Origin of the sequence: Microbacterium sp. NPDC056057 (genome assembly GCF_042266945.1) — a bacterium.
Lineage (GTDB): Bacteria > Actinomycetota > Actinomycetes > Actinomycetales > Microbacteriaceae > Microbacterium > Microbacterium trichothecenolyticum_C.
Genome location: NZ_JBHJWS010000001.1, coordinates 399,113 through 419,084, shown reverse-complemented (window position 1 = coordinate 419,084; position 19,972 = coordinate 399,113). Strand labels below are relative to the sequence as shown.

Here is a 19,972-nt window from a genome sequence, read left to right as displayed (position 1 = left end):
CCTCCGCCCGATCCGGATCAGGCCGCGAGCTCCGCCCGCTCGCCCACCTCCGGCAGCCCGAGGTTCTCCCGCAGCGTCGTGCCCACGTACTCGGTCGGGTAGATCCCGCGTTCCTGCAGCTCGGGGATGAGCCCGTCGACGATGTCGTCGAGCCCCTCGGGCACGAGGTACGGCGAGACGTTGAACCCGTCGACGGCGCCCGCGTCCACGTACTGCTGCACCCGGTCCGCGATCGTCGAGTATCCGCCCACGAAGGTGCGCAGCGACGACCGCTTGACGACGAACTCGCGGATCGAGAGGCCTTCGGCGGCCGCGCTCTCGCGCCACTCGCGCGCCGTCTCGACCGCGCGGCGGCCCTGGAACAGCGACCCGCGCTGCCCGTCCACCTCGTCGACGACCGGGTCGATGTCGGGCAGCGGTCCGTCGGCATCGAACTCCGAGAGGTCGCGGCCCCACACCGGCTCGAGGAAGCGGATCGCGGTCTGCGGCGACACCTGCGCCCGCGTGACCCACTCGGCCTTCTCGCGGGCCTCGGCGTCGGTCGCCGCCAGGATGAACTGCGCACCGGGGAAGAACTTGAGGTCGTCCTCGGTCCGCCCATGGCGGGGCAGGCGCCGGCGCACGTCAGCGGCGAATGACACGGCATCCTCCAGACCCGGATGCCCCGAGAAGATGACGTCCGCGCTCGCCGCCGCGAACTCGCGGCCCTCGTCGGAGTCGCCGGCCTGGAAGAGCACCGGCCGGTCCTGCGCGCTCGGCGGAAGCGGCGCGGGGCCTTCGAACGACACCAGCTGATCGCCCACCCTGACGGGCGTCCCGACGCCGTCGGCCCCGGCATCCCACAGTCGCTGCGCCGCGGCCACGAACTGCGCCGCCCGACGGTATCGGTCGGCGTGCTCGAGATAGCCGCCCCGACGGAAGTTCGCGCCGGTCCAGGCGTTGTCGGTCGTGACGATGTTCCAGCCGGCGCGACCGTCGCTCAGCACGTCGAGCGAGTTCAGGCGCTTCGCGAGGTCGTAGGGGTCGTTGTACGTGGTGTTCTGCGTCGCCACGAGGCCGATGCGCTCGGTGACGGCGGCCAGCGCCGCGAGCTGCGTCTGCGCATCCGGTCGGCCGGCGATGTCGAGGTCGTGGACGCGGCCGAAGTGCTCACGCAGCCGGAGGCCCTCACCGAGGAAGAACGCCGAGAAGAGCCCGCGCTCGGCGGTCTGGGCGATGCGGCGGAACGACTCGAAGTCGTACTGCGAGCCACTGCGGTCGCTCGACCAGATGGTTCCGAAGTTGACCCCCTGGAAGAAGACACCGAACTGGATGCGGCGGGACGTGGTCATGCGAACTCCTTCACGGCGGCATAGCGATTGACGGGTCTGTCGAGTCCGAGCGCGTCCCGCAAGGTCTCTCCGGCGCGCGGCGAGCGGAACCCGATCCGCTCCCGCAGGGCCGGCAGCACCGCGCGGCCCACCTCCTCGAGATCGACATCGAGTTCCGCGACCCGCAGGCGGACGCCATCGGTGGATGCTGCGAGCCCCGCGATCAGCGCGACCAGACCGTCCGCTCCACCCGCGTAGCGCAGCAGCCCGACCTCCGGCCACGGCCCCAGCGCCGACAGCCGTCGGGCCGCGGACACGCCCCGGGCATCGAGCACCACGTCGACCTCGGCCCAGACGAGCGCCGCGCCCGCGGCACGCGCGCGGGCGGCAGCATCCGCGATCTCCGCCGGATCGGCACCCGAGACCAGCGCGACATCCGCACCCGCCGTACCTGCCGGCGCGACCACGACCAGTTGCCCTTGCGGCGGGCGCGGTGTGATGAGCGGGCCCTTCACCGAGAAGCGCTCGCCCTCGAAGTCGACGTAGTGGAGGCGGTCGGCGTCGAGGTAGCGGCCGGTCGCGACATCCTGGATGACGGCGTCGTCCTCCCACGAGTCCCAGAGCCGACGCGCGACCTCGATGACGTCGTCGCGCTCGCGGCGGAGCTCGTCGCCCGACAGCGCCTCGCGGCCGTACGCGGCTGCTTCGCGAGCGGTGCCGGAGGCCGCGGCGATCCAGCCCGCGCGTCCGTTCGACGCCCAGTCCAGGCTCGCGAGCTGCGTCGCCACGTGGAACGGCTCGCTGTACGTCGTGTGCGCGACGGGCACGAGACCGATCGCCGACGTGAGGGGAGCGACGAACGCGGCGCGCTGCACCGCGTCGAGACGGGCGAGGTCGCCCGCCGGCAGCGGAGCGTCGTCGAAGGTGACGGCGGTGAAGCCGAGGCGCTCGGCGCTCGCGGCGCGGGAGGCCAGGCGACGCGCCGAGAGGGCGCCGGGCGATGCGGCGCCGGCAGCGGGGTGGGCGCCGTCGGCGTCCAGCTCGAGGGCGACGGCGAACGGGGTGTCGGACATGCGAGCCACGGTAGGCCTTGCGCCGATGCCGACCCCGCGTGCGTCGCCCGATTCCGGAGTGTGACGCCGCGTTGCACACCGTCACGATCCGTGTCGGCCGGGGGCTGCCACGGCTCGGCAGGACGGCGGGGTCCGCCCTACCTTCGGCCTACCGGCGCATCCCGCAGACCTAGCGCCGCCGACCGAGGAGCCCCTCATGACCGACACCCTCCCGCGCCAGGCAGGCGCCGCAGAAGCCGCGCCGCCGGCGCCCGCGGCGTCGCGCGTCGACCTCGGCGACCTCCGCGTGGTCCACACGCGCCACTGGTTCCGCTGGTCGATCGGCATCGTCGTGCTGTTCGTCGTCGCGCAGTTCGCGTGGTCGCTCGTCACGAACGAGAACTACGAATGGGACGTCTTCGCGCACTACTTCCTGTCGGAGCCTGTGCTGCAGGGCGTGGGCCTGACGCTGCTGCTGACGGTGGTGTCCGCATCCATCGGCTTCTTCCTCGGCACGCTGCTCGCGCTCGCCCGCCTCGCGAAGTCCCCCCTCCTGAACTCGGCGGCGTGGCTGTTCATCTGGTTCTTCCGCTCGGTGCCGCTCGTGGTGCAGATCATCGTCTGGTACAACCTCGGCTACCTGTACCCGACCCTCGGCCTCGGCACCCCGTTCACGACGGACTTCTGGATCGTCGAGTTCCCGACGGTCCAGCTGATCAGCGCCTTCGCCGCCGCGATCCTGGGTCTCAGCCTCAACCAGGCGGCGTACTCGGCCGAGATCATCCGCGGCGGCCTGCTGTCGGTCGACCAGGGCCAGCTCGAGGCGGCTGCGGCACTCGGCATCCCTCCCCGCCGCCGGCTGACCCGCATCATCCTGCCGCAGGCGATGCGCTCGATCGTCCCCAACGCCACCAACGAGGTGATCGGGCTCGTGAAGGGCGCATCGGTGGTCTTCGTCATCGCCCTGCCCGAGGTGTTCTACGCCGTGCAGGTCATCTACAACCGCAACAGCCGCGTGATCCCGCTGCTGCTCGTCGCGGTGGTCTGGTACACGATCATCACGACGGTCCTGAGCATCGCGCAGTACTACATCGAGCGGCACTACGCCCGCGGCACGGTGCGCGTGCTGCCCCCGACGCCTGTCCAGCGGGCCCGCCACTGGATCGCCGTGCAGTGGGCCCGTCTCGGCGACTCGGATTCGTCACCACCTCCTCTGGAGGGAGCGGATGCTGCGCCCCTTCCCACTGCGGCACAGCACAGCAACGGCAACGACGCGAAGTTCGGAGGGCGCTGACATGAGCACCACCATCGTCCAGACCCCGGCGGAGACCGCCACGAAGGGCCTCGTCGAGATCCACAACGTCCACAAGAGCTACGGCGGCGTCGAGGTGCTGCGCGGCATCGACCTGACCGTCCAGCCGGGGGAGGTCGTCGCGATCCTCGGGCCGAGCGGCTCCGGCAAGTCGACCCTGCTGCGCACCATCAATCACCTCGAGAGCGTCGACCGCGGCTCGGTCACGGTCGACGGTCAGCTGATCGGCTACGAGCTGCGCGGCGGCAGGCTCTACGAGCTGCGCGAGCGCGAGGTGCTCGAGCGCCGCACGCAGATCGGCATCGTCTTCCAGAACTTCAACCTCTTCCCGCACCTGACGGCGCTCGAGAACGTCACCGAGGCGCCGATCGCGCTCGGCCGGCTCTCGAAGGACGACGCGCGCGAGCTGGCGCTTGGCCTGCTCGACCGGGTCGGGCTCGCCGACAAGGCCGAGCACTACCCCCGGCAGCTGTCGGGCGGGCAGCAGCAGCGCGTCGCGATCGCCCGCGCCCTGGCCCTCAAGCCCAAGGTCATCCTGTTCGACGAGCCGACGAGCGCGCTGGACCCGGAGCTGGTCGGCGAGGTGCTCGACGTCATCCGCGACCTCGCGCAGCTCGGCACGACCCTCGTCATCGTCACGCACGAGGTCGGATTCGCCCGCGAGGTCGCCGACCGCGTCGTGTTCCTCGACGGCGGCCGTGTCATCGAGCAGGGCCCGCCCGCCGAGGTGCTCGTGCGCCCGCAGCACCCCCGCGTCCAGGACTTCCTCGCGAAGGTCCTGGCCTGACCCATCCGAGTTCTCCCAAGAGTCCTCACCCGAGAAAAGGAAGCAATCACATGGCACTGAGTAAGAAGCAGGGCATCGCGATCGGCGTCGGCGTCGTCGCGGTGGCCGCGATCGTCGGCGGCGTCGTCTGGGGCGTCAACCAGAACCAGCCCGCCGAGGCGGCCGCGCCCGCGGCGACCGAGGAGTCGGCGAACGTCGCGACCGACGACATCCAGTGGGTGCGTCTCGACGAGCCCGTCGCCGAGGCCGTCGAGGCGCTCGAGGCGAGCGGCTTCGAACCGGTCGAGCCGGGCAAGCTCACCGTCGCGCACTCCGCGTACGTCCCGCCGCTCGGCTACATCCCCGAGGGCGAGACCGAGGCCGCCGGCACCGAGCCGAACATCGGCGCGCTGATCGCCGACGCACTCGGCCTCGAGTACAACCCGGTCGTGGTCGCATGGGCGGACTGGCCCCTCGGCATCCAGTCCGGCAAGTACGACCTCATCACGTCGAACGTCACCGTGACCGAGGAGCGCAAGGAGCTCTACGACTTCGCGAGCTACCGCGAGGATCTGCTCGGCTTCTACGTGAAGAGCGACAGCGACATCGAGAAGATCGAGGAGGCCGCCGACATCTCGGGCCTCACCATCGCGGTCGGTTCGGGCACGAACCAGGAGCAGGTGCTGCTCGCGTGGAACGAGGAGCTCGAGGCCGCGGGCGAGGAGCCGGCTGAGCTGCAGTACTTCGACGACAACGCCGCGACCGTGCTGGCGCTGCAGTCGGGCCGCATCGACGCGACGTTCGGACCGAACGCGACGTCGGCCTGGGCCGCCCGCGAGACCGGTGACACCAAGCTCGTCGGCCTCGTGCCCGGCGGCTGGCCGCTGACCGCGAACATCGCCGCCGCGACCGCCAAGGGCAACGGACTCATCGAGCCGGTGGCCATCGCCCTCAACTACATCATCGAGAACGGTCAGTACGACGAGGTCCTCAAGATCTGGGACCTCGAGTCCGAGCGCGTCGACGAGAGCCTCATCAACCCGCCGGGACTCCCCAAGTCCTGACCGCTCGCGAGCACGGAATCGGAGGTCTCGGCCGACCCGCCGGGGGTGGGATGCTGCCACCCGGCGTGTCGCCGAGAACCTCCGATTCCGTGCCCTCGTTCTCCACGTCTGCACCATGCCTAGGGAGCACCCATGTCCCGCGTTCCGCTGTCCGTCCTCGACCTGTCGCCGTTCGGCTCGGGGCAGACTCCCGCCGACGGCCTCCGCGCCAGCGTCGGACTCGCCCGCGCGGCCGAGCGGCTCGGCTACCGGCGCTACTGGGTGGCCGAGCACCACTTCAACCCCGGAATCGCCGGCGCCGCGCCGCACGTGCTTCTCGCGTCCGTCGCGGCGGTGACGCACAGCATCCGTATCGGCACCGCCGCCACGATCATCGGCAACTACTCGCCGGCGCAGGTCGCCGAGGCCGCAGGCGTCGTGGCGCAGCTGCACCCCGGCCGCTTCGACCTCGGCATCGGGCGCTCGGGTTCGCGCAGCGCCGCCGCGACCGCACTGCCCGCCGCGCCGGAGGACCGCGTCGTCGACGGCCTGCTGCTCCCGGCCGCGCGCCCGTTCGCCGGGTTCGACGCGGAGCGCTTCGTCGTGCAGGCGCGGCTGCTCGGCCGCACCGACGCCGACGCCGACCGGTTCGCCGAAGACGTCGCCGACATCCTGTCGTTCTTGGACGGCTCGTTCTCGCCGCCCGAGGACGTGCCGATCCGTGTCACGCCCGCGGAGGGCGCCGACGTCGCCGTCTGGATCCACGGCTCCACCGCCGGCCCGAGCGCCCGGCTCGCGGGAGAGCTCGGGCTCCCGTTCGGCGCGAATTACCACGTCGCACCGGGCTTCGTGCTCGAGGCGATCGCCGAGTACCGCGCCGCGTTCCGCCCCGGCCGCCTCGCCGAGCCGTATGTCATCGTGTCGGTCGACGCCGTCGTCGGAGAGACGGATGCCGCGGCCCGCCGCCTCGCCGCGGGTTACGGTCGATGGGTGCACAGCATCCGCGCCGGCCAGGGCGCCGTCCCTTTCCCCTCGCCCGACGAGGCCGCTGCCGACCCGCTGACGGCCGAGGAGCTCGCGGTCGTCCGCGACCGCCTCGACACGCAGTTCGTCGGATCGGCGGAGACAGTGGTCGAGCGCCTCGAGACGCTGCAGCGCGTGACCGGTGCCGACGAGCTCCTCGTCACGACGGTCACGCACGACCCCGTGGACCGGGTGCGCTCGTACGAGCTGCTGGCCGAGGCGTGGGACACGGGCGCGGAGCCTGGCGGAGACACCGCGGACGCGGCATCCGTTTCATCCGAATGGACGATTCGGCTCGTCCGAATTGAGGAGTACGAGCGCGCCGGCGAAGTGACCGCCCACGCCTATCTGTCGAGTTACGACACGCTCTCGGACGAGTACGTCGCTTCGCTGCGCGACGTCGCGAGCCGCGTGCGCGGCGGAGACGTGTGGGTCGCTGTCGAGGCCGGCGGCGAGATCCTCGGCACCGTCTGGGTCGCGCAACCGAACCGTCCGCTCGCCGAGATGGCGCAGCCCGGCGAGACGGACTTTCGGCAGCTCGCGGTGGCTCCCGCCGCCCGCGGTCGGGGCATCGGCGAGGCTCTCACCCGTCACGTGATCGACCTCGCGCGCGAGCGCGGCTCGCACCGGGTCGTGATGAACAGCGGTCCCGAGATGACCGGCGCGCACGCGCTGTACGCGAAGCTCGGCTTCGATCGGCTGCCGGAGCGCGAGGGGCTCAAGGAGGTGCAGCCCGGCCGCTGGATCGAGCTGTACACGTTCGGCTACGACCTCGCTCCCGAGCCCGCGGCGGCGCCACCGGTGTGATGGCGAGTTCCCCGTTCACACATCGGTGAGACGGGGAGTCTCAAATGATGCATGATGGGGCTCAGCATCTCGAGGGGAGTCTTCCATTTCCACGCCGCAGCAGCCCACCGATGAGTTCTTCGACCTCACCGAGCTGCTGAGCGACGAGCGGGAGCCGCTCGGTCGCCGGTGGGTTGATCCGCAGGCGCGTCGCCGGCGTCGGCGCATCGGCTGGATCGTCACGGCGATCGTGCTCGTGGTGCTGCTCGCCGTTCCCAGCGGCTACGTGTGGTGGGCGCTGACGGCACCCGTGAGCGCGCCGCACGTCGAGTCGCAGGAGCCGCCCGTGACAGTGCCGGCGGCTGCCGCGGTCGCCCTTCCGTCCACCGGCTCCTCGGCGATCGCCGTCGCCGGTGGTGACGAGTACCTCGGGGCCGAGGCGAGCGGCATCTGGGCGACGAGCGGGACGAGCGAGCCGCAGTCGATCGCGAGCATCACCAAGGTCATCACGGCGCTCGTGATCCTCGATCGTCATCCCCTGGCGGACACCGCGGATCCCGGGCCGACGATCACCTTCAGCAAGGCCGACCACGACCTCTACGACCAGTACTACGTGCGCGGCGCGACCATCGCGGCGATGCCGACGGGCAGCTCGATGTCGCTGCACGATGCGCTCGCGACGATGCTCATCCCGTCGGCGAGCAACTACGCGGAGGCCGTCTCGACGTGGGCGTTCGGCTCGCAGGGCGCCTTCCGCGGGGCCGCCCAGCGGTGGCTCACCGCGAACGGCCTCACCGGCACGACGATCGTCGAGCCGACCGGCCTCGACGCGCGCAACACCAGCACCCCGGCCGACCTCATCGCGCTCGGCAAGCTCGCCGCCGCGAATCCCGTGATCTCGAGCATCACCGCGACGCGCTCGCTGGCGCTGCCCGGTCCCGGCGCGATGCAGAACACGAACGACCTCCTCGGCAGCAACGGGATCACCGGCCTGAAGACGGGCAACCTGGGCGAGGGCACGTACAACCTGCTCTTCACCGCATCCGTCCCCGTCGGAACGGCGCAGCCGCTCAGCGTGACCGGAGTGGTTCTCGGTGGCTTCACCCGCGCGAACGTCAATCACGACGTGATGACGCTGATCGACAGCATCCGTGCCGGCTTCCATGAAGTGCCGCTCGCCAAGCGCGATCAGCCGGTCGGCACGATCACGACGAGGTGGGGCGCGTCGGCGCAGATCGTCGTCTCGGACTACGCGACGATCTTCACGTGGTCCGACACCCCGATCACCGTCGAGATGACGACGACCACGCCCAAGACCTACACCGACGGCGAAGAGGTCGGGAGCATCACGTGGACCGCGGGCCCGAACACGGTGACGGTTCCGATCGAGATCGAGGGCACCATCGTCCCGCCGACGGACTCGTGGCGGCTCACGCACCCGGGGGAGCTCGGCGGGGAGTAGCGCGCGACCGCCGACCACGCCTCGATGCTGCCACCCTGTTCGGCGGCCGCGCAGGTTGGGATAGTGGATCATGGCCACCGCGCCGACGCCCACGCGGGAGGACTACCTCGCGTGCATGGCGGAGACTCCGCACACCGTCGCCACGGCGGCGGGGCCGGTCGAGTACGCCGAACGGGGGACCGGCGAGCCGATCCTCGCGGTGCACGGCACGCTGGGCGGCTGGGATCAGGGGCTCGTCGCGGCGGAGTTCCTGCGCCGGAGCGGGTTCCGGATCATCGCGCCCAGCAGACCCGGATATCTCGGAACGCCGCTGTCGACCGGACGCACCTTCCCCGAGCAGGGCGACGCCCTCGCGGCGCTGCTGGATGCACTCGGGATCGACCGCATCACCGTGTTCGCGGCGTCCGGCGGCGGACCGGCGAGCTACGAGCTCGCCGCGCGGCACCCCGATCGGGTGAGCAGGCTCGTGGAGGTCGACGCGATCTGCATCCCGGGCCGGCCTCCTCGTCTGGCATCGAACCTCCTCGCCTGGGATTGGGCCGCCAAGATGCAGCTGTGGTTCCTGCGGCATGCACCGAGGTGGGCGCTCGGCGCGCTCATGGGCGGCGCCGGCACCGAGAGCCGTGCCGTCGTGTCGGCGCGGGCGAAGGAGCTCGCCGCGATTCCCGGCCGGACCGACACGATGGAGCCGACGCTCCGGGCATCGCTCGGTGCGAAACGGCGCCGCGCGGGGATGAGGAACGACTACGCCGAGCTCGTGCCGGCGGCGCTCGAGCGGATCACGTGTCCGACGCTGATCGTGCACGCGCGGTCAGACCGGATGGCGCCCCCCGCCAACGCCGAGTACGCCCACGCGCGCATCGCCGGCTCGGAGCTCTATTGGATGGACGGGTCGCACGTTGCGATCGCTCTCGAGGCCGCCGACACGGCCCCGGCGTACGTGGTGAGCTGGTTGCGCGGCGACGGGTGAGCGGGGCTCTGTCGCAGGGCAGGCGGCCGGACTAAGGTCGGGGCCGTGAAGCGAATGTGGCCGTTCCTCGTGCCCGGCGTGATCCTCGCCGCGGTGGGACTGGTGTGGACGCTGCAGGGCGCCGGGGTGCTGCAGGGATCGGCGATGACCGGGTCGACGCTGTGGGCGACGATCGGACCGATCGTGCTCGTCGTGGGGCTCGTGCTGATCGGCATCGGGATCGCGCGGCGCCGGCGGCGCACCCCCTGATCGGCAGGAATCGGTCGGTGCCTGGCGACCGCGCCGCACCGCCGTGACCTATCGTGACCGGATGAGCGCGATCGACATCCAGCGATGGACGGCCTTCTCCTCCGAGCCCGCGGGAGGGAATCCCGCCGGTGTCGTGCTGGACGCCGATGGACTGACGGATGCTGCGATGCTCGGCATCGCCGCAGACCTCGGGTATGCCGAATCGGCGTTCGTGGTCGCCGGTGACGACGGTCGTCGGGCCATCCGCTACTTCTCGCCGCTCGCCGAAGTGCCGTTCTGCGGTCACGCCACCGTCGCTGCGGCGGCAGCGATCGCCGAGGCCGACGGCGACGGCGCGATCGCGTTCGAGACTCCGGTCGGCGTCGTCGAGATCGTCACGGCGACGGACTCCGGTGAGCGGCGCGTCTCGTTCACCAGCGTCGAGCCCGACACGGCCCCGCTGCCCGCGGAGGCCCTGGCCGACGTGCTCGGAGCGATCGGGCTGACGGACCGGGACCTGAACCCGGACTTCGCCCCCGCGCAGGTGTTCGGCGGCAACTGGCACCCGCTCGTCGTGCTCGCCGACCGGGAGATCTTCGACGGGTTCGCGATCGATCCCGACCGCGCCCGTGCGGTGCTCGACGCGCGGGGATGGCCGGCGACGATGATCGTGCTCTGGCCCGAAGGCGCCGGCAGGTGGCACGCCCGCAATGTCTTCCCGGTCGGCCCGATCATCGAGGACCCGGCCACCGGAGCCGCGGCGGCCGCGACCGGCGGGTACCTCCGCGCCACCGGCGCGGTCGAGACCCCGGCGCGCGTCGTGATCCTCCAGGGGAGCCACGTCGGCCGGCCGAGCGAGCTCACCGTCGACATCCCCGAGACGGGCGGGATCGTCGTGTCGGGATCGGCGGCGCGGATCGGCTGACCACCAGGGTTCCGCTGCCTCACCCAGTGGCGACCGACCGTCTTGACAGTGCCCTCGAACGCGAGGACCGTCGATTCAAACCGGTGCCGACGCCCGCACGCACCGTGCGGTCGCTGTGCCCGTTTGCGTCGATGGGAAGGTCGACCATGTCCATGAAGGTGATGGATTCGCTGCGGGGCAGCGTGAAGGGTTCGGTCGTCGAAGAAGGCGACGACGGATACGACGAGGCGCGGGTCGTCTACAACGCGATGATCGACCGCCGACCCGCCGCGGTCGTGCGGTGTAAGGATGCCGCGGATGTCGCGGCCGTCGTCCGCGCCGCCGCTGAGGACGGGAGCGGCCTCGCGGTGCGAGGCGGAGGTCATAGCGTGCCGGGGTTCGGCACCGCCGACGGCGCGCTCGTCGCGGATCTGGGAGACCTCACCTCGGTCGCGGTCGACCCGGCGTCCTCGACCGCCGACGTGGGTGGCGGGGCCACCTGGGGGATGTTCAATGAGGCGGCGGCACCATTCGGCCTTGCGACGACCGGCGGCATCATCTCGACGACGGGCGTCGGCGGCCTCACGCTCGGCGGCGGCATCGGCTATCTCGCCCGGGGCTACGGCTTCTCGTGCGACAACCTGCTCGCGGCCGAGGTCGTGCTCGCCGACGGCCAGATCGTCACCGCCAGCGCGGACGAGGAGCCCGACCTGTTCTGGGCTCTGCGCGGCGGGGGAGGGAACTTCGGCGTCGTGACCAAGTTCACCTTCCAGCTGCATCCGGTCGCCGAGATCTATGGCGGCCCGATGTTCTTCGAGCTCGCGGACGGTCCGGCGATCCTGGCCCACTTCGCCGACTATGTGCGGACCGCACCGCGCGAGTTCGGCGGGTTCCCCGCGTTCCAGATCGCTCCTCCGCTGCCCTTCGTGCCGGAGGACCGCGCCGGGGAGCCGTTCGTCGCGGTGGTCTTCTGCATCAACGGCCCGGCGTCGGAGGCCGAGAAGATGGTCCAGGGGTTCCGCGACGTCGCGAAGCCGGTGGCCGAGATGGTGGGTCCGATGCCCTACCCGGCGATGAACGGTCTCTTCGACGGACTCGTTCCTCCCGGCCTGCAGCACTACTGGAAGGCGGCGTTCCTCGACGAGCTCACGCCGGAGTCGGTGGCCGCCCACATGGAGCACGGCCCGCGGGTGCCGACGGTCAACTCGACGGTCCACTTCTACCCGATCAATGGCGCGTGCCACGACGTGGCCTCCGACGCGACGGCCTTCGGGCATCGCGACGCGAACTTCGCGCTGGTGATCGCCGGGATGTGGCCGGATCCGACGCAGAACACCGCCAACACCGCGTGGGTGAAGGACTACTACGCGGCGATCGAGCCCTTCTCGCAGCCGGGCGGCTACATCAACTTCGCGTCGCAGGACGACCAGCCGAAGGCCTCCAGCAACTACGGTGCGAACTACGACCGCCTGCGGGCGGTGAAGCGCGCGTACGACCCGGACAACATGTTCCACCTGAACCAGAACATCGTGCCGTAGCGGCGGGTCGGCAGGCAGGACCCTCGTTCGCTCAACGAGCGGGGGTCGTGTGCGCTGCACGTCGCAGCGGCGCCGGAACCTCCGCGCGTGTGCCTGCCCGCCGGAACGCCGGATCCGCTGACGCCACGAGCGCCACCGCCGAGCCCACCGCGCACGTCGCGAGTGCGGCCTGCAGCGTGGCGACGGTCGAGACGCCCGACGACGTGAGAAGGATGCCGGTGGCCAGGGCCACCAGGAACGTCGCGGCCAGCCGCTGCGTGAGCTGCAGGAACGATGCCGCGACGCCGTGCAGCTCGGCCGACGCGAACGAAAGGGTCGTGGCACGCACCACTGGCTCCACGAGACCGCCGCCGATCCCCAATCCGATCTGGGCGGTCGCCGCGACGACGAAGAGGGCTCCGTTCGGCACCAGCGGCGCCGCGATCGCGAGCCCGGTGAACAGCGCCGCCTGCAGGCCCAGGCCGAGCCACACCGTGGCCGAGGACCCGATACGCCCCACCACCCGCAGACTGAACAGCGACCCGACGAGCCGCGCCAGCGCGCCCGGCGCGAACACGAGCGCGATCACCAGAGCCGACAGCGCCGGCGACTGCAGGAAGTACAGGGTCACGACCGACCCTGCCGCCATGCCGCTGCCGAACCACAGCAGCGCGACCACGTTCCCCACGACGAAACCGCGCGAGCGCACCAGCGCCGGCGCGAACAGCGGAAGCCGTCCACGCCGTGCGTACCGGCGCTCCCACAGCACGAGCACCAGCCCGAGCAGCACCGCGGCGCCGGCGACGGCCAGGCCCGACGTTCCCGAGAGCCCCGGCTCCACGACCGGCAGCGTCAGCGCCACCACAACGAGGCACAGCAGCACGATGCCCGGCAGATCGAGCCACACCCGCTCCGACTCCGGCGGCTTCGCGCGGGCACGGGGGCCCGGCATCCCGCGCCATCCGAGCACGAAGGCGACGATCACGAGCGGGAGAGGAGTCAGCAGAACGACGCGCCACGCCACCTGGGCGGAGAGGGTCACGATCACCACAGCGGCGAGCACCGGGCCGAGCACACCTGCGAGCCCTCCGACCGCGGTGTAGGCGGCGAGGGCGCTGAGGCGCGCCCTCCCGGTGAACAGGTCCTGGATCGCGCCGAGCACCTGCGCGCTGATCACACCGGCACCCAGCCCCTGCACGAACCGCGCCGCCACAAGCACCGCGATCGTCGGGGCCACCACGGCCGCGACGCCTCCGACCAGGAAGATGCCGAGGCCGGCAAGGAACAGCAGCCGGCGTCCGTACACATCGCCCATCCGTCCGGACGGGATCAGCCCGAGCCCGAACGTGAGAGAGAACGACGCGAGCAGCCACTGCACGCCCGCGGTGGAGCCGCCCAACGACGCGCTCACCGCCGGCGCCGCGTACGTGATCACCACCGCGTCGAACAGCGTCGCGAAGCCCGCCGCGAGGCATGCCCAGAGCGCCGGTCGCGCGTGCGACTGCTGCCGTTCCCTGCGACCGCTGCGTCGTGCGCCGCCGCGCTCGCCGGAGACTGCAGCAGTCGCGTCGCGGACCGCGCTCCGGCGACTCATGCGGTCGTGAGCTCGCGCTCCCGCTGACCGAGCGGGTCGGCCTCCGTCCACAGCACCGTCGGGAACTCCCGCCGCAGCACCGGTGCGACCTCCTCGGCGAACCGCTCGAGGATCTCGAGCTGCTGCGCGAACGGCACCGTCGTCGGCAGGCTGATCGACTGCAGGTCGTGCCCGAGCCGGCCGTGGAACCGCGCGATCTTGTCGATCACCTGCTGCGGTGTGCCGACGAGGGCCGGGCCTTCGGCGACGGCGTGCTCGATGTCGCGGAACGGGGTGTTGTTCCCCGGCACGTTGGTGGCGGCGACGATCGCGTTGTAGACCGGGCCGTACTGGGCGATCGCCTCCTGGGTGGTGTCGGCGATGAAGAGCGCGCCCGAGCCGGCGGCGACGAACGCGTTCGCCGGATCGTGGCCGTGCCGCGCGAACTCCGAGCGGTAGTGGTCGACGAGCACGCCGTAGTTCTCGAGCGGCTGGATCGCGTTCGCGCTGAACAGCGGGTCGCCGAACTTCGCCGCGAGTCCCGCTGAGAAGAGCGTCGTCGCCGAGCCGTGCCACACGCGCGGCGCCCCGGCGAAGGGTCGCGGCAGCGTGGTGACGCCGGTCAAGGCCCGGGTGAACTCGGTGCCCGGCCAGGTGACGTCCTCCTCGCGCCAGAGCGTCCGCAGCAGCTCGTACTTCTCGGCGAGCAGCTCCCACTGGTCGTCGATGTCGAGCCCGAACAGCGGGAACTGCGCGACTTCGTTGCCCTTGCCGATCGTGATGTCGAGCCGCCCGCCCGAGAGCTGGTCGATGGTCGCGTAGTCCTCGGCGACGCGCACCGGATCCAGCACCGAGAGCACGGTCACGCCGGAATTGAGGCGGATGCTGTGCGTCCGGGCCGCGATCGCACCCAAGAGCACCGTCGGCGACGAGGAGATGAAGTGCCCGGCGTGACGCTCGCCGATGGCCACAGCATCCAATCCCAGCTCTTCTGCGCGGATCGCCTGCTGGAGCGTCTCGGCGAACCGCTCGGCGGGCGAGACCTGGTGGCCCGTGATCGGATCGGCACGGTAGGGGACGATGTCGAGCAGCTGGAACCTCATGCGGCCACCTCCGGCGCGACGAGGTCGGCGTTCGAGATCACACGGGCGAGCGGCGTCTTCTCGCCCGCCTCGATGCCGATCGGCAGGCGGTTGCCTTCGGGCGGCAGCGGGCATGTGGCGAAGTCCGTGTACGCGCAGGGCAGGTTGACGGCGCGGTTGAAGTCGATCGTGGTCCAGCCGTCGGCGTCCGGGGCGCCGATGCCGACCGAACGGTTCGCGGCGTACGTGGTGATCCCGCTCGTCGCGTCGGTGAAGAGCACGAGCAGGTCGCCCGGCGCCTTGCCCTCGAACGCCGTGAGCGAGAACTCCTCGCCGCGCCACGAGAACTCCAGCACACCGGGGGCGTCGTAGACGTGGGTGAGCCCGTCGACGGCGGCGCCGACCTCGGTCGGCACGGGCGCATCGAACGGGCGGAAGCGCGCCGCCACCCGCCAGCGCGGATTCGGCACGTAGGTCGGGGTGCCCGAGTACTCCGCGAGGAACGGGTGATCGGCCCGGCGCGGACGCAGGATCGTGTGCCCGCCGCGGATCGCGATCTCGACCGCACCGGCGACCTCGCCGTCCGTGAAGGTGGGCGAGACGCTGCCCCGCTCGGCGATCTCGCCGAACGCGTGCGTTCCGGTGATCGTCACGCCGTCGAGCGTCAGGCTTTCGCCCTCGGCGAGCTCGACGACCACGCCGTCGGGGCCGAGGCGCCACGTCCCGGGCGCACCCGGAAGGGTCGTGGGGTCGTTGCCGAGCCAGTGCAGGCCGGTGATCGCGAAGAAGCCGAGGGAATCGGCGCGCCGCGTCTCATGCGTGCGGTGCCAGTCCTCCCACTCGCGACCGAACACGGCGCGATCGACATCGGAGTTGAGGGTGGTGGTCATGGGTGCTCCTCGGTGGGGTGGATGGGGATCGGATGCTGCGGCCCGCGCCGCACCCGCGTTCAGGCGGTCGCGGGCTCCGCGACGCGGGTGCGCCTCGCGGTGCTCGTGTCGGCGTGGAACGTGCGCACGGCGTGGTCGAGCGCGTCGACCGTGAGCGCGATCGAGTCGAGGTCGATGCGCTCGTCGTTGCCGTGGAACAGCCGGCGGAAGGTGCCGTAGTCCCAGCGCTCGCTGAGCACCCCGAACCCGTAGGCCGGGATGCCGCGGCGACGGTAGAAGCGCCCGTCGGTGCCGCCGACGCCGAGCATCGGCAGCAGCTCGGCACTGGGGTACGCGCGGCGCACGGCGCTGCCGAGCGCGTCGAAGAGCGGGGTGTCGATGGGCGACAGCGTCGACTCGCCGAACCAGTCGCCCTCGATCTCGATGTGCTCGATGAGGTCGCCGAGTGCGTCGCGGATGAGTCCCTCGACGTCATCCCGCGTGACGTCGGGGAGGATCCGGATGTCGAGCTGCACGGTCGCGGTGCCCGGGATGACGTTGCCCTTCTCTCCGGCGCGGACGATGGTCGGCGAGATCGTGGTGTGCGTCGAGGCGTGCGCGAACCCGTCGAGGGTGCCGAGGTGCGGCAGGCCCTCGTAGAACCGGTCGGGGTCGGTGAGCGCGGCCCGGGTCTCAGGGTCGAGGTCGAGCGCCCCGGCGTACGCGCGCCACTGCGGCGTGATGACAGTGGTGCCGCGATGCCGCGCGAGGCGGGTCACGGCCTCGGCCGCGATGACCGCGGCGTTGCGCGAGCCCCACGGCGCCGAGCCGTGACCGGGCGCCCCGGTCACGCGCAGGAGCCGTCCGGCTCCGCCCTTCTCGCCCACCATGACACCGAGGTGCGGCAGTGACCCGGCGTGCGCACCTCCGGATTCGGTGAGCACGTAGTCGGCGTCGATGAGGTCGAGGCGGTGCTCGGTGAGCCAGCCGACGCCGAAGCGGCTGCCGTTCTCCTCGTCGGCGACGCCCGCGAAGACGAGGTCGCCGCGCGGCCGGAATCCGCCGGTCGCGATCGCGCGTGTCACCACGGCGTACGCGGCGGTGAGGTTGAGCATGTCGATCGCGCCGCGGCCCCACAGCACGCCGTCGACGATCTCGCCGGCGAACGGGTCGCGTGACCAGCCCGACGGCTCGACGGGCACGACGTCGGTGTGCCCGACGAGCGCGAGCGACGGCGCACTCGGATCGGTGCCCTCGATGCGCACGATGAGCGACTGGCGGCCCGGATGCGGCTCGACGACGACGCCCTCGAGCCCGGAGCCCTCGAAGAAGCGCTGCAGCGTGCGCACCTGCAGGTGCTCGTGCCCGGAGTCGGGCGTGCCGTCGTTGACGGCCGCGTTGCGGATCAGCTCCTGCAGCAGCTCGGTCGTCTGCTGGGCCAATGTTCCCCGGACGCTCATGCGACCGCCCCTTCCGCCAGGACCGGCGCCGACAGCGTCGACCCCGGGATCGCGTCGATGAGCCGTCGGGTGTACTCCTCGCGCGGCGCGCTGAGCACCTGCGCGGTCGCGCCCTGCTCCACGATCCGGCCGTGCTGCATCACCGCGACGCGGTCCGAGATCTCGCGGACCACGGCGAGGTCGTGGCTGATGAAGAGGTACGACACTCCGACGTCGCGCTGCACCGCGGCGAGGAGGTCGAGGATCTGCGCCTGCACCGATACGTCGAGCGCCGACACCGCCTCGTCGAGCACGACGAGGTCGGGCCGCAGCGCGAGAGCGCGCGCGATCGCGACGCGCTGCCGCTGGCCGCCCGAGAGCTCGGCCGGTCGCCGCGAGGCCGTGCCCGCCGGCAGTGCCACCTGGTCGATCAGCTCGCGCACGCGGCGCGCCCGCTCGGCCTTGTCGATGCCGTACGCGCGCAGCGGCTCGTCGATGACTTCACCGATCGTGAAGCGCGGATCGAGCGACGCGAACGGGCTCTGGTAGACGAGCTGGAACCTCCGGCGCAGCGCGCGAAGCTCTTCACGACTCGCCGAGACGAGATCGGTGCCATCGAAACGGATGCTGCCCGCCGACGGCTTCTCGAGCCGCAGCGCCAGTCGCGCCGTGGTGCTCTTGCCGGACCCCGACTCGCCCACGATGGCGAGCGTCTCGCCGCGGTCGACGCGGAACGTGACATCGTCGACGGCGAGGAGCTTCTCGCGGCCGGGCAGCGGGAACTCCTTGCGGAGACCCGTGACTTCGAGGAGTGCCGGGGACGCAGCATCCGGTTCCGTCCGCAGCGGTCGCTCGGACACGCGCGCCGTCCCGCCGCGCAGTCCGGGCGCCGCGGCGATGAGCGCACGGGTGTACGGATGCTGCGGATTCTCGAGCACCTCGCGGGCGGCGCCCGTCTCGACGATCTCGCCGTTCTGCATCACGATGATGCGGTCGGCGCGGTCTGCGGCGACGCCGAGGTCGTGCGTGATGAGCAGCACGGCGGTGCCGAGCGTCGACGCCAGCGTGTCGATGTGGTCGAGGATCTGCTTCTGCACGGTCACGTCGAGGGCGCTGGTCGGCTCGTCGGCGATCACGAGCTTCGGCTCGGCGGCCAGCGCCGTCGCGATGAGCGCGCGCTGCTTCATGCCGCCCGAGAACTGGTGCGGGAACTGCTTGGCGCGTGCCTCAGGTTCGCCGATCCCGGCCAGACGCAGCAGCTCGACGGCCTGGGCGTCCGCGCCGCGGCGCGTGGCGAGGCCGTGGATCACGAGCGGCTCGCCGACCTGGCGACCCACGCGCTTGACGGGGTTCAGGCTCGTCGTCGGGTCCTGCGGGATGAGCCCGATCGCACGACCCCGCACCTCGCGCCACGCGCGACGCGAGAGCCCGGTGAGGTCGGTGCCGTCGAAGACGATCGAGCCGGCGTCCACCGACGCGTTCGAGGCGAGGAGGTGGATCACCGCGTGTGCGGTCGTGCTCTTGCCCGAGCCCGACTCGCCGACGATCGCGACGACCTCGCCGCGGTCCACGGTGAAGCTCACGTCGCGCACGGCCGGCCGCGATTCGCCGCTCAGCGTGTACGACACCGAAAGGTTCGACACCTCCAGCAGCGCGGTCATCGGATTCCTCCATTGCGCTCGAGGGCGCGCGAGACGCGGTTGGCCGACAGCACGACGGCGACGATCACGAGGCCCGGGAAGGTCGTGAGCCACCACGCGACGGCGAGATAGTCGCGCCCTCCCGCGACGAGCGAGCCCCACTCGGGCGTGGGCGGCGGTGCGCCGAAGCCGAGGAACGACAGCGACGAGATCGCCAGCACCATGACGCCGAACTCGAGGGCGGCGAGGGCGATCACGGGGCCCGACGCGTTCGGAAGCACGTGACGGCGCAGCACCGTGTACCAGCGCACGCCCGACACGTGCGCGGCTTCGACGTAGACGGCGGTGGCGATCTGCAGCACCTCGGCGCGCATCACGCGGGAGAACGAGGCGATGCTCGCGAGTCCGACCGCGATCGCGACGTTGAGCGTGCCGAAGCCGAGCGCCGTGATGAGGGCGAGCGACAGCAGCAGGCTCGGGATCGCGAGCAGCACGTCCATGAAGCGCATGATCGCGTCGTCCACGAAGCCCCGGAGGAAGCCCGCCAGAAGGCCGAACAGAGACCCGACCGCGAGGCCGACGATCACGGCGACCGAGGTCGCGGCCAGCGACGTCGCGGATCCGTAGACGACGCGGGCGTACAGGTCTCGACCGAGGTTGTCCGTGCCGAAGAGGTGCTCCGGGCTCGGCGGCAGGAGCCGGTCCTGGGGAACTCCGACGATCGGATCCCACGCCGTGAACCACGAGGGCACGAGCGCCCACAGCGTCACGAGGGCGAGCACGAGGATCGACGCGACGAGCGTGGGCTGCTTCAGCACGGCGATCACCGGGCGAAGCGCGGAGCGGCGGGTCGCAGCATCCGTCTCATCAAGAGAAGCAGCGTGAGGGCTGCCCGACGGATCGGCGTCGGGGTCGACGATCGATTCGAGGAACGGATCGTGCGGCTCGAGGGTGCGCGCGGGCGGGGAGAGCACGTTCTCGACGGTCATGGCGGCT

At 71.5% G+C, this 19,972-nt stretch carries 17 protein-coding genes; 9 read left to right on the top strand and 8 right to left on the bottom strand.

All coding sequences use genetic code 11. The features are described 5' to 3' along the window. Positions 1-17 precede the first annotated feature (17 nt). Positions 18-1,331, bottom strand: a complete 1,314-nt coding sequence (locus ACFC1K_RS01825; protein ID WP_375870195.1) for an LLM class flavin-dependent oxidoreductase — start codon at positions 1,329-1,331, stop codon at positions 18-20. Continuing rightward, positions 1,328-2,383 (bottom strand): LLM class flavin-dependent oxidoreductase, encoded by a 1,056-nt coding sequence (locus ACFC1K_RS01820; RefSeq protein ID WP_375870194.1) that lies wholly within the window; start codon positions 2,381-2,383, stop codon positions 1,328-1,330. The genes ACFC1K_RS01825 and ACFC1K_RS01820 overlap by 4 nt, the downstream gene beginning before the upstream one ends. A gap of 196 nt (positions 2,384-2,579) precedes the next feature. Between ACFC1K_RS01820 and ACFC1K_RS01815 the strand changes: the two genes are divergently transcribed. The 9 genes from ACFC1K_RS01815 to ACFC1K_RS01775 all read left to right on the top strand — a co-directional run bounded on the left by ACFC1K_RS01815 (position 2,580) and on the right by ACFC1K_RS01775 (position 12,394). Continuing rightward, positions 2,580-3,656, top strand: a complete 1,077-nt coding sequence (locus ACFC1K_RS01815) for an amino acid ABC transporter permease (protein ID WP_375870193.1) — start codon at positions 2,580-2,582, stop codon at positions 3,654-3,656. A gap of 1 nt (position 3,657) precedes the next feature. After that, positions 3,658-4,461, top strand: coding sequence for an amino acid ABC transporter ATP-binding protein (locus ACFC1K_RS01810; RefSeq protein WP_375870192.1), 804 nt, complete (start codon positions 3,658-3,660; stop codon positions 4,459-4,461). A 50-nt stretch (positions 4,462-4,511) separates the two neighbouring features. Continuing rightward, positions 4,512-5,504 carry an ABC transporter substrate-binding protein gene (locus tag ACFC1K_RS01805; protein WP_310286954.1) on the top strand — a complete coding sequence of 331 codons (993 nt, stop codon included), beginning with the start codon at positions 4,512-4,514 and terminating at the stop codon, positions 5,502-5,504. Between the two features lie 132 nt (positions 5,505-5,636). Next, positions 5,637-7,313: an LLM class flavin-dependent oxidoreductase gene (locus tag ACFC1K_RS01800; protein WP_375870191.1), complete on the top strand. Its 1,677-nt coding sequence runs from the start codon at positions 5,637-5,639 to the stop codon at positions 7,311-7,313. Between the two features lie 229 nt (positions 7,314-7,542). Beyond that, complete coding sequence (locus ACFC1K_RS01795; protein WP_375870190.1) at positions 7,543-8,754, top strand: D-alanyl-D-alanine carboxypeptidase family protein; 1,212 nt, start codon at positions 7,543-7,545, stop codon at positions 8,752-8,754. A gap of 70 nt (positions 8,755-8,824) precedes the next feature. Continuing rightward, complete coding sequence (locus ACFC1K_RS01790; protein WP_375870189.1) at positions 8,825-9,724, top strand: alpha/beta hydrolase; 900 nt, start codon at positions 8,825-8,827, stop codon at positions 9,722-9,724. A 54-nt stretch (positions 9,725-9,778) separates the two neighbouring features. Next, positions 9,779-9,973: a hypothetical protein gene (locus tag ACFC1K_RS01785; protein WP_375871142.1), complete on the top strand. Its 195-nt coding sequence runs from the start codon at positions 9,779-9,781 to the stop codon at positions 9,971-9,973. A 61-nt stretch (positions 9,974-10,034) separates the two neighbouring features. Then, a complete protein-coding gene (locus tag ACFC1K_RS01780; protein WP_375870188.1) occupies positions 10,035-10,877 on the top strand; it encodes a PhzF family phenazine biosynthesis protein in 843 nt (280 codons plus the stop codon). Positions 10,878-11,023: 146 nt separating this feature from the next. Beyond that, positions 11,024-12,394 carry an FAD-binding oxidoreductase gene (locus ACFC1K_RS01775; RefSeq protein WP_375870187.1) on the top strand — a complete coding sequence of 457 codons (1,371 nt, stop codon included), beginning with the start codon at positions 11,024-11,026 and terminating at the stop codon, positions 12,392-12,394. A 31-nt stretch (positions 12,395-12,425) separates the two neighbouring features. Here the strand turns inward: ACFC1K_RS01775 and ACFC1K_RS01770 are convergent, their stop codons facing one another. From ACFC1K_RS01770 to ACFC1K_RS01745, 6 genes are read right to left on the bottom strand one after another with little or no spacing between them, the layout of a single operon-like run. Then, complete coding sequence (locus ACFC1K_RS01770) at positions 12,426-13,967, bottom strand: MFS transporter (RefSeq protein ID WP_375870186.1); 1,542 nt, start codon at positions 13,965-13,967, stop codon at positions 12,426-12,428. Further along, the gene (locus tag ACFC1K_RS01765) at positions 13,964-15,049 is read right to left on the bottom strand and encodes an LLM class flavin-dependent oxidoreductase (RefSeq protein WP_375870185.1); all 1,086 of its coding nucleotides are present in this window, start codon (positions 15,047-15,049) and stop codon (positions 13,964-13,966) included. Before ACFC1K_RS01765 ends, ACFC1K_RS01770 begins: the two co-directional genes overlap by 4 nt. Continuing rightward, positions 15,046-15,918, bottom strand: coding sequence for a DUF1684 domain-containing protein (locus ACFC1K_RS01760; RefSeq protein WP_375870184.1), 873 nt, complete (start codon positions 15,916-15,918; stop codon positions 15,046-15,048). Before ACFC1K_RS01760 ends, ACFC1K_RS01765 begins: the two co-directional genes overlap by 4 nt. A 59-nt stretch (positions 15,919-15,977) precedes the next feature. Continuing rightward, positions 15,978-17,357, bottom strand: coding sequence for a M20/M25/M40 family metallo-hydrolase (locus ACFC1K_RS01755; RefSeq protein WP_375870183.1), 1,380 nt, complete (start codon positions 17,355-17,357; stop codon positions 15,978-15,980). Beyond that, positions 17,354-18,997, bottom strand: coding sequence for a dipeptide ABC transporter ATP-binding protein (locus tag ACFC1K_RS01750; protein WP_375870182.1), 1,644 nt, complete (start codon positions 18,995-18,997; stop codon positions 17,354-17,356). Before ACFC1K_RS01750 ends, ACFC1K_RS01755 begins: the two co-directional genes overlap by 4 nt. Continuing rightward, complete coding sequence (locus ACFC1K_RS01745) at positions 18,994-19,965, bottom strand: ABC transporter permease (RefSeq protein WP_375870181.1); 972 nt, start codon at positions 19,963-19,965, stop codon at positions 18,994-18,996. Before ACFC1K_RS01745 ends, ACFC1K_RS01750 begins: the two co-directional genes overlap by 4 nt. Positions 19,966-19,972: the final 7 nt, after the last annotated feature.